This is a genomic window from Stenotrophomonas sp. STEN033 (assembly GCF_056856655.1).
In genome coordinates this window covers 1-7,912 of record NZ_JBXFWM010000103.1, presented here as the reverse complement: position 1 = coordinate 7,912, position 7,912 = coordinate 1, and the positions used below count along the sequence as shown (strand labels likewise).

The following is a 7,912-nucleotide window of genomic DNA, read 5'->3' as shown; positions in this document are numbered from 1 at the left end:
GGCGGGGGCACGCGGCTGGCCCCCCCCTGGGGGGGCTTGGGCGACCCCGGAACGCCCGGGCCGCCCACCGGGGGGCGCCACTACGGAAAAAGGCGCCTTTCGGCGCCTTTTTCTGTACTCGTCATACTCGGATCAGGGCACGTCCACCGACACGGTGAACACGACGCCCGGCTTGTAGGTGTCCGACTCGCGGCGCAGCAGCGAGGCATCCGAACCGAAGGTGTCGTAGTAGCCCAGGGTGGCGGTCGCCGGGCCGAAGGCCTTGGACACCGAGATCGAGCCATCGTAGTAATCGGCACGACGCGGCCACTCGTTGGCCTTTTCCTTGATCGTGGTGTAACCGGCCGAAGCGCCGATCGAGAAGCCGCTGTCACCAATGTCGTAGCTGGCCTCCAGCGCGCTGTAGGTCTGCTTGGCACCGGTGTTGCTGTAGTCGTTGGCGTAGCCGAGCAGGCCGCTGACGGTCACCGGGCCACTCCAGGTCACCTTGGCCAGGTACTCGTTGTAGTCGATGTCGCCGTAACCGCTGGAGGCGCCTTCATAGGTGTAACGGTTCACACCCAGGTCCAGGTTCCAGCTGTCGCTCAGGTCCTTGCTCCAACCGATGTTGTAATCGACTTCGAAGTTCGGGCCGCCATCGCCGAAATCGACATTCGAGCCCCACACGCCCACGTACAGACCAAACGGCGCGGTGTAGTTGGCGCCGGCCTGGAACGCCGGGCCGTTGTCGGTCTGCGACACGCCACGGAACACGTAGTCGGTGGTCACGCCGAAGCTGGCGCTGAACGGAGAGGTGGATTCCTCACTCTCCTGGGCACTGACGGCAAACGGAACGGACAACAGGGCGGCACAGGCCACGGCGACAAGACGCTTGTTGTGCATCATGCAGATCTCTCCAGGAAGTGGGGGTATCGGGATCAGACAGAACCCGATTCACAAATATTTAACCGCAAGTATATTGCGATGCAACATCTATTTCACCCCGTTACCCCGCCCCTGCCCTATTCAGCCGCCTGCCAGTGGAAAGATTCCATAGCGACGGGTAGCGAGTCGGATTGACTGTCCCGTCGCATAAGCCGGCGCTCCTGGCGGCAACTCCACCTCCAGCTCGGTTGCTATGCCATCCAGGCGTGCGCGCAGGCGCTGGCGCGGGCCACTGCGCTGCACCAGCCCCACCGTCGCCTGCCAGTGGCCATCGGCCGCGACCAGCAGATCCTCCGGGCGTACGAATACCTCCAGTGCCTCGCCTTCCGGCACCGGCAGCGTGCGCGGCCACTGTGCTCCGGCCACTTCCAGGGTCTGCCCCTGCGCGCGCGCCGGCAACCGGTTGGCCTCGCCGACAAACCCATACACGAACGGGGACGCCGGTTGGTCGTACACCTCGCCCGGCGTACCCACCTGCTCGATGCGGCCACGATTGAGAATGGCGACACGGTCAGCCAGTTCCAGCGCCTCTTCCTGATCGTGGGTGACGAACACCGTGGTCAGCCCGGTGCGGTCATGCAGTTCGCGCAGCCAGCGCCGCAGGTCGCGGCGTACCTGGGCATCCAGCGCGCCGAAGGGTTCATCCAGCAGCAGCACGCGCGGTTCGATCGCCAGCGCGCGGGCCAGCGCCACGCGCTGCCGTTGCCCACCGGACAGCTGCGCCGGGTAGCGCCCGCCCAGCCCGTCGAGTTGTACCAGCGCCAGCAGCTCATCGACCTTGGCGTCGATGCGCGCCTTCGGCCAACGTTCGGCGCCGCGGCGTACCTCCAGCCCGAAGGCGATATTGCGGCGCACGTCCAGGTGCTTGAACAAGGCGTAATGCTGGAACACGAAACCGGCGCGGCGCGCCTGCACGCTCAGGCCGGTTGCGTCTTCGCCATCGAACAGGATCTCACCACGCTCGGGATGTTCCAGCCCGGCAAGTGCACGCAGCAACGTGGTCTTGCCCGAGCCGGAGGGCCCCAGCAAGGCCAGCAACTCGCCACTGCGGATATCCAGGCTCACCCCGTCGAGCGCGGGGAACGTGCCGTACTGCTTGCCCAGGTTGTGTATGCGGATGTTCATTGCGACCTCAATGACGGTGTGCGGCGGCCAGTGACTGACCATGGCGCCATTCCAGGAAAGATTTCACCACCAGCGTCAGCAAGGCGGTGGCAGCCAGCAGTGATGCGCAGGCAAACGCAGCGCTGTAGGCGTATTCGTTGTAGAGAATCTCCACATGCAACGGCAGCGTATTGGTGCGCCCACGGATATGCCCGGACACCACCGACACCGCGCCGAACTCACCCATCGCCCGCGCGCTGCACAACAGCACGCCGTACAACAGGCCCCAACGGATGTTCGGCAAGGTCACCTTCCAGAACATCTGCCAGGCATTGGCGCCCAGGGTCAGCGCTGCCAGTTCCTCATCACTGCCCTGCTGCTCCATCAAGGGCATCAGTTCGCGGGCGATGAAGGGAAAGGTGACGAACACCGTGGCCAGCACGATGCCCGGGATCGCGAACACGATGCGTGGCAGCTGCAGCAGGGTTTCGCCCAGCACGGGCAGGTGCAGGCGCAGCCCGTCCTCGATCAACGGCCAGAACCAACCATCGCGACCGAACAGCAGGATGAAGACCAGACCCGCAACCACCGGCGATACCGAGAACGGCAGGTCGATCAAGGTCACCAGCCAACGTTTGCCCGGAAAGCTGTGCTTGCTCACCACCCATGCCGCCGCCACACCGAAAATCAGGTTCAACGGCACGACTATTGCTGTCACCAACAAGGTCAGGCGTATCGCGGAAAGTGCATCCGGATCACTGATCGCGTTCCAGAACGCCAGCACACCGCCACGCAGCGCCTCGACGAATACCAGCACCAGCGGGAGCAGCAGGAAGGACAGCAAAAAACCCAACGCGCCCAGGATCAGCAGCACCTGCACCCAGCGCGGCTCGCTGGTCACCTGCTGCGGCTTGGCCACCCGCTCATCACGCGCGATTGCCACCGGCAAGTCCGACACCCATTCGTTCATCGCATCCCCCTGCGCTGCAGCCGGGCCTGCAAGGTATTTACCAGCAACAGCAACACGAACGACAGCAACAGCATCGCCCCGGCGATGGCGGTGGCACCTGCGTAGTCGAACTCCTCAAGACGGATGGTGATCAGCAGCGGCGCGATCTCGGTGACGCTCGGCATGTTGCCGGCGATGAAGATCACCGAGCCGTACTCACCCACGCCACGCGCGAAAGCCAAGGCAAAGCCGGTCAGCATCGCCGGCCACAGGCTTGGCAACACCACTCGCACGATGGTCTGCAAGCGTGTGGCCCCGAGCGTGGCCGAGGCCTCCTCGAACTCGCGCTCGGCCTCAGCCAATACCGGCTGCACGATGCGCACCACGAAGGGCAGGCCAACAAACACCAGGGCCACCACGATGCCCAACGGCGTGTAAGCCACCTTGATGCCCAATGGCTCCAGCCATTGCCCTATCCAGCCCTGGCCGCCATACAACGCAGTCAAGGCGATGCCGGCCACGGCGGTCGGCAAGGCAAACGGCAGATCGATCATGGCATCGAACAGGCGCCGCCCGGGGAAGCTGTAGCGAACGAATACCCATGCGACCAGGGTGCCCATCAGCGTATTGAACGCCGCTGCCGCGAACGCGGTGCCAAAGCTCAGCCGCAACGCGGCCAGCACACGCGGTTCGGTCCATATCTGCCAGATCCCGCCCAGGCCCAGCCCCGCGGCTTTCAGGAACACGCCCAGCAATGGGATCAATACGATCAATCCCAGCCAGAACAAGGTGATGCCCATACCAAGACCAAAGCCGGGGAGTACCCGGCGTTGGCTTCGCACACGCGGCTGCAGTGTTTGCGCTGTTGCTGACACGGTCTACTTGCTCGCCTGGATCTGATCGAAGACACCGCCATCGGCGAAGTGCTCAGCCTGCGCCCTGCCCCACGAGCCGAAGGCACTGCGGATGGTGACCAGCTGCACCTGTGGGAAGCGCGCCACGTCAGCTGGTGCCGCGTATTGCGGCGAACGCGGGCGGTAGTAGTGGCGTGCGGCGATGCGCTGGCCTTCCGGCGAGTACAGGTATTGCAGATAGGCCTGGGCGACCTCGCGGGTGCCATGGCGGTCGACGTTGCGATCCAGCAGCGCTACCGACGGTTCGGCCAGGATCGACAGCTTGGGCACCACGATCTCGAACTTGTCCGGGCCCAGTTCTTCCTGGGCAAGGAAGGCTTCGTTCTCCCAGGCCAGCAACACATCACCAATACCGCGCTGGACAAAGGTAGTCGTCGCCCCGCGTGCACCGGTATCGAGCACCGGTACATTGCGGAACAGCGCGCGCATGTAGTTCAACACCTTCTCGCGATCACCCTTGAAGATGTGGTCGCCATAGGCCCACGCCGCCAGGTAATTCCAACGCGCGCCGCCGGAGGTCTTCGGGTTCGGCGTCACCACCGATACACCGCTGCGCAGCAGGTCCGGCCAATCGCGGATGCCCTTGGGATTGCCCTTGCGCACCAGGAACATGATCGTCGAGGTATACGGCGCACTGTTGTCCGGCAGGCGGCTTTCCCAGTTGGCTGGCAACAGCTTGGCCTTGTCGGCGATGGCGTCCACGTCATAGGCCAGCGCCAGCGTGACCACATCGGCTTCAATGCCATCGATCACCGTGCGCGCCTGCTTGCCGGAGCCGCCGTGCGAGGTTTCGATGGTGACGTTGTCGCCCTTGGTTTCCTTCCAGTGCTTGGCGAAGGCGGCGTTGAAATCGCGGTACAGCTCGCGGGTCGGGTCATAGGAAACATTGAGCAGCTGCACATCGCGCGCAAACGCGGCGCCTGCACTCAAGGTCAGGGCGAACGCCAATGCTGCGGTAGCAAGGCGTGAAAGATAGGAATGTGTCATCGGGGCTCTCCGTCAGAAGGAAACTTGCAGGCGCGAGAAAACAGCTTTTTCATCAGGCAACTTCGCGCCAGCGGAAGCCGCGTCAAAACTGCTGTGCAGGTAATTGGTCGCCAGCTTGAGGTTGGCGGTCAGGTACCAGTTGGCGCCCACCGTCCACGAGCGGACCTGCGAGGCCGACACCGTCGGGTCGGCATAGAACGGGAATGCCGCATCATCGATCTGCAGTTCGCCGTAGCGTGCAGTCAGCTCCACCGCGCCATGGCCACCGTTGTTGCCAAACGGGCGCGAAGGCGTGACGCCGCGATAGCTGGCATCCTCACCGGTCAGCACATAGCTGGCGGTGGCCTGCCAGGCTCGGTTGTCCAGCCGCTTGCGGATGCCATTGCGCGCCACCTCCTGTTCCGAGGCGATGTACTCGGCCTGCAGGCCCAGTCCATTGCGATAGAACCAGCCCTGCGGCGACCAACGGCGGTGCTCGCCATCGGCAACCACCGCACTGCGGTAAGCAAAGAACGTGGCCTGTCCTGGCGTGCGATAGCGCGGCAGATAGTTGTTGCCGCTGCCATGCTTTTCACCGCTGCTTGCACCCAGGCCGAAGCCCAGGCCCGCCCAAGCGCTGTTGCTGCCCTTGAGCGGCTCGAAGAACACGCGTCCCGCATATTCGAAGTCGTCATCCGGATTGCTGGTGACCGCATCGCGGCCATCGACGGTGCCGTTGAACACGCCCAGCGCATAGCTGAATTTGCCCTTGGCCAGTTCGCCCTGCAGCTGTACACCGAGGTCGCGGTTCGGCGCCAGTTCACTGGCCAGCGCGCGCTCCACATCGACCAGTGCCGAGGATGACTGCAGCCGTTCCAGACCGACCGGCGAGGTGAACTTGCCGACGCGTACCGTGTACGCAGGATCGAAACGCAGATCGGCATAGGCGTCGACGATGCTGGCGCTGTCACCGGCGAACTCCGGGGTAAAGCGGTACGCCACCAGCTTGCCCAGCGAACCTTCCAGGGTGGGCCGTGCGGTGCGCAGCAGGAAGGTGTCGTTCTGGTTGGCATCACTGCCCAGGAACACGCGGGCATCGCCCTGCAGCAGGCCGCGTAGTTTCAACTCGTAGTTGCCGTCGCCCGATTTGAACGAGGCGCCCTTCTGGTCGATGGCGATCTTCGGCGCGCTTTTGGCGGCGGCAACGCGTTCCTCTTCCGCCAGCTCCAGGCGGCGCTCGAGGATACGCAGACGCTGATCCAGATCAGCCAGGCCTACGCCTTCGGTCGCGCCATCACTGACACCGGCCAAACGCTCCAGTCGTTGCAGGCGCTCCTGCAGTTGCTCCACGGTCAGTTGCTGCGCCTGCGCCGATGACCCCGCCCCACACGCCGCCAGGGCCAGGCTGAGGGACAACAGCTTCCTGGTCGGCAGGGTGAATGGGGGGCGTGTGGCGGTCATCGGCGTCTCCTGGTGGGTGGGTGTGCAGACGATGCTGCGGGTGCACACCCACTACCGAGAAATGACTTAGGCCGCCGCGCTTATAGCCTTTGCGCATGACGACAGCGCCGAGGCACAGGGAAGGCTAAAATTGGCGTTCCACTTGACCGCAAGACCCTGCCATGACCGACACCGCGAACATCTCCCCGCTGACCCGGCACTACGCCGAGGAACTGGACGCCATCCGCGCGCAGGGGCTGTTCAAGTCCGAACGCATCATCACCAGCCCGCAGTCGGCCGAGATCACCCTGGACGACGGCCGCACGGTGCTGAATTTCTGTGCCAACAACTACCTGGGCCTGGCCGACCACCCGGAGCTGATCCAGGCCGCCAAGGACGCGCTGGACACGCATGGTTTCGGCATGGCCTCGGTGCGCTTCATCTGCGGCACCCAGGACCTGCACAAGCAGCTGGAGAAGCAGATTGCCGACTTCTTCGGCAAGGACGACACCATCCTCTACGCCGCCTGCTTCGATGCCAATGGCGGCCTGTTCGAGCCGCTGCTGGGTGAAAACGACGCGATCATCTCCGACGCGCTGAACCACGCCTCCATCATCGATGGCGTGCGCCTGTGCAAGGCCAAGCGCTTCCGCTATGCCAACTGCGACATGGCCGACCTGGAAGCGCAGCTGCAGGCCGCCGATGCGGCTGGCTGCAAGACCAAGCTGATCACCACCGACGGCGTGTTCTCGATGGACGGCTTCATCGCCCCGCTCGATGAAATCACCGCCTTGGCGAAGAAGTACAACGCGCTGGTGCACATCGACGAATGCCACGCCACCGGCTTCCTTGGCGCGACCGGCCGCGGCTCGGCCGAAGTGAAGGGCGTACTGGACAAGATCGACATCATCACCGGCACCCTGGGCAAGGCCATGGGCGGCGCACTGGGCGGCTTCACCTGCGCCAGCGCCGAGGTGGTGGAACTGCTGCGTCAGCGCTCGCGCCCCTACCTGTTCTCCAACTCGCTGCCGCCGCATGTGGTGGCTGCCGGCATCAAGGCGTTCGAGATGCTGGCTGCCGCCGATGACCTGCGTGCCACGCTGCGCGAGAACACCGCCTACTTCCGCGAGAAGATGACCGCTGCCGGCTTCGACGTGAAGCCGGGCGTGCACCCGATCAGCCCGGTGATGCTGTACGACGCACCGCTGGCACAGAAGTTCGCCCAGCGCCTGCTGGAAGAAGGTATCTACGCCATTGGCTTCTTCTTCCCGGTGGTGCCCAAGGGCCAGGCCCGTATCCGCACCCAGATCAGCGCTGCACACAGCCGCGCCCATCTGGACCGCGCGATCGATGCCTTCACCCGGATTGGCCTGGAGCTCGGCGTGATCAAGGGCTGAGTGTTTCTGCCCTTGGTCTGAAGGCAAAACAGGCGCCCAAGGGCGCCTGTTTTTTTCCTGTAGTGCCGAGCCATGCTCGGCATTTGTTTTGCCCTGTAGTGCCGAGCCATGCTCGGCATTTGTTTTGCCCTGTAGTGCCGAGCCATGCTCGGCATTTGTTTTGTCCTGTAGTGCCGAGCCATGCTCGGCAGAGGCCTTACCGGTGAAACCCCTTGCCG

At 64.1% G+C, this 7,912-nt stretch carries 7 protein-coding genes; 1 reads left to right on the top strand and 6 read right to left on the bottom strand.

Annotation, left to right across the window (positions count from 1 at the left end; genetic code table 11):
* Positions 1-132: 132 nt before the first annotated feature.
* The 6 genes from AC1VXC_RS20495 to AC1VXC_RS20470 form a co-directional block, all read right to left on the bottom strand.
* Positions 133-885, bottom strand: coding sequence for a TorF family putative porin (locus tag AC1VXC_RS20495; RefSeq protein ID WP_313173779.1), 753 nt, complete (start codon positions 883-885; stop codon positions 133-135).
* Between the two features lie 120 nt (positions 886-1,005).
* Positions 1,006-2,049 (bottom strand): sulfate/molybdate ABC transporter ATP-binding protein, encoded by a 1,044-nt coding sequence (locus AC1VXC_RS20490; protein WP_313173778.1) that lies wholly within the window; start codon positions 2,047-2,049, stop codon positions 1,006-1,008.
* 7 nt (positions 2,050-2,056) lie between these two features.
* Positions 2,057-2,998: a sulfate ABC transporter permease subunit CysW gene (cysW, locus tag AC1VXC_RS20485; protein WP_313173777.1), complete on the bottom strand. Its 942-nt coding sequence runs from the start codon at positions 2,996-2,998 to the stop codon at positions 2,057-2,059.
* On the bottom strand, positions 2,995-3,831 hold the full coding sequence (gene cysT / locus AC1VXC_RS20480) for a sulfate ABC transporter permease subunit CysT (RefSeq protein ID WP_481539882.1): 837 nt from the start codon (positions 3,829-3,831) through the stop codon (positions 2,995-2,997). Before cysT ends, cysW begins: the two co-directional genes overlap by 4 nt.
* Positions 3,832-3,855: 24 nt before the next feature.
* The gene (locus AC1VXC_RS20475) at positions 3,856-4,878 is read right to left on the bottom strand and encodes a sulfate ABC transporter substrate-binding protein (RefSeq protein WP_481539879.1); all 1,023 of its coding nucleotides are present in this window, start codon (positions 4,876-4,878) and stop codon (positions 3,856-3,858) included.
* 12 nt (positions 4,879-4,890) lie between these two features.
* The gene (locus AC1VXC_RS20470; RefSeq protein ID WP_481539880.1) at positions 4,891-6,318 is read right to left on the bottom strand and encodes an OprO/OprP family phosphate-selective porin; all 1,428 of its coding nucleotides are present in this window, start codon (positions 6,316-6,318) and stop codon (positions 4,891-4,893) included.
* A 161-nt stretch (positions 6,319-6,479) separates the two neighbouring features.
* Here AC1VXC_RS20470 and kbl point away from each other — a divergent pair, with 161 nt between their 5' ends.
* On the top strand, positions 6,480-7,694 hold the full coding sequence (gene kbl / locus AC1VXC_RS20465) for a glycine C-acetyltransferase (protein ID WP_481539881.1): 1,215 nt from the start codon (positions 6,480-6,482) through the stop codon (positions 7,692-7,694).
* The last annotated feature ends 218 nt before the right edge of the window (positions 7,695-7,912 follow it).

What these genes read in the sequence shown, in the direction of transcription:
- AC1VXC_RS20495 (WP_313173779.1), bottom strand. Translation starts at nt 885, where the DNA reads ATGATGCACAACAAGCGTCTTGTCGCCGTGGCCTGTGCCGCCCTGTTG.
- AC1VXC_RS20490 (WP_313173778.1), bottom strand. Translation starts at nt 2,049, where the DNA reads ATGAACATCCGCATACACAACCTGGGCAAGCAGTACGGCACGTTCCCC.
- cysW (WP_313173777.1), bottom strand. Translation starts at nt 2,998, where the DNA reads ATGAACGAATGGGTGTCGGACTTGCCGGTGGCAATCGCGCGTGATGAG.
- AC1VXC_RS20475 (WP_481539879.1), bottom strand. Translation starts at nt 4,878, where the DNA reads ATGACACATTCCTATCTTTCACGCCTTGCTACCGCAGCATTGGCGTTC.
- AC1VXC_RS20470 (WP_481539880.1), bottom strand. Translation starts at nt 6,318, where the DNA reads ATGACCGCCACACGCCCCCCATTCACCCTGCCGACCAGGAAGCTGTTG.
- kbl (WP_481539881.1), top strand. Translation starts at nt 6,480, where the DNA reads ATGACCGACACCGCGAACATCTCCCCGCTGACCCGGCACTACGCCGAG.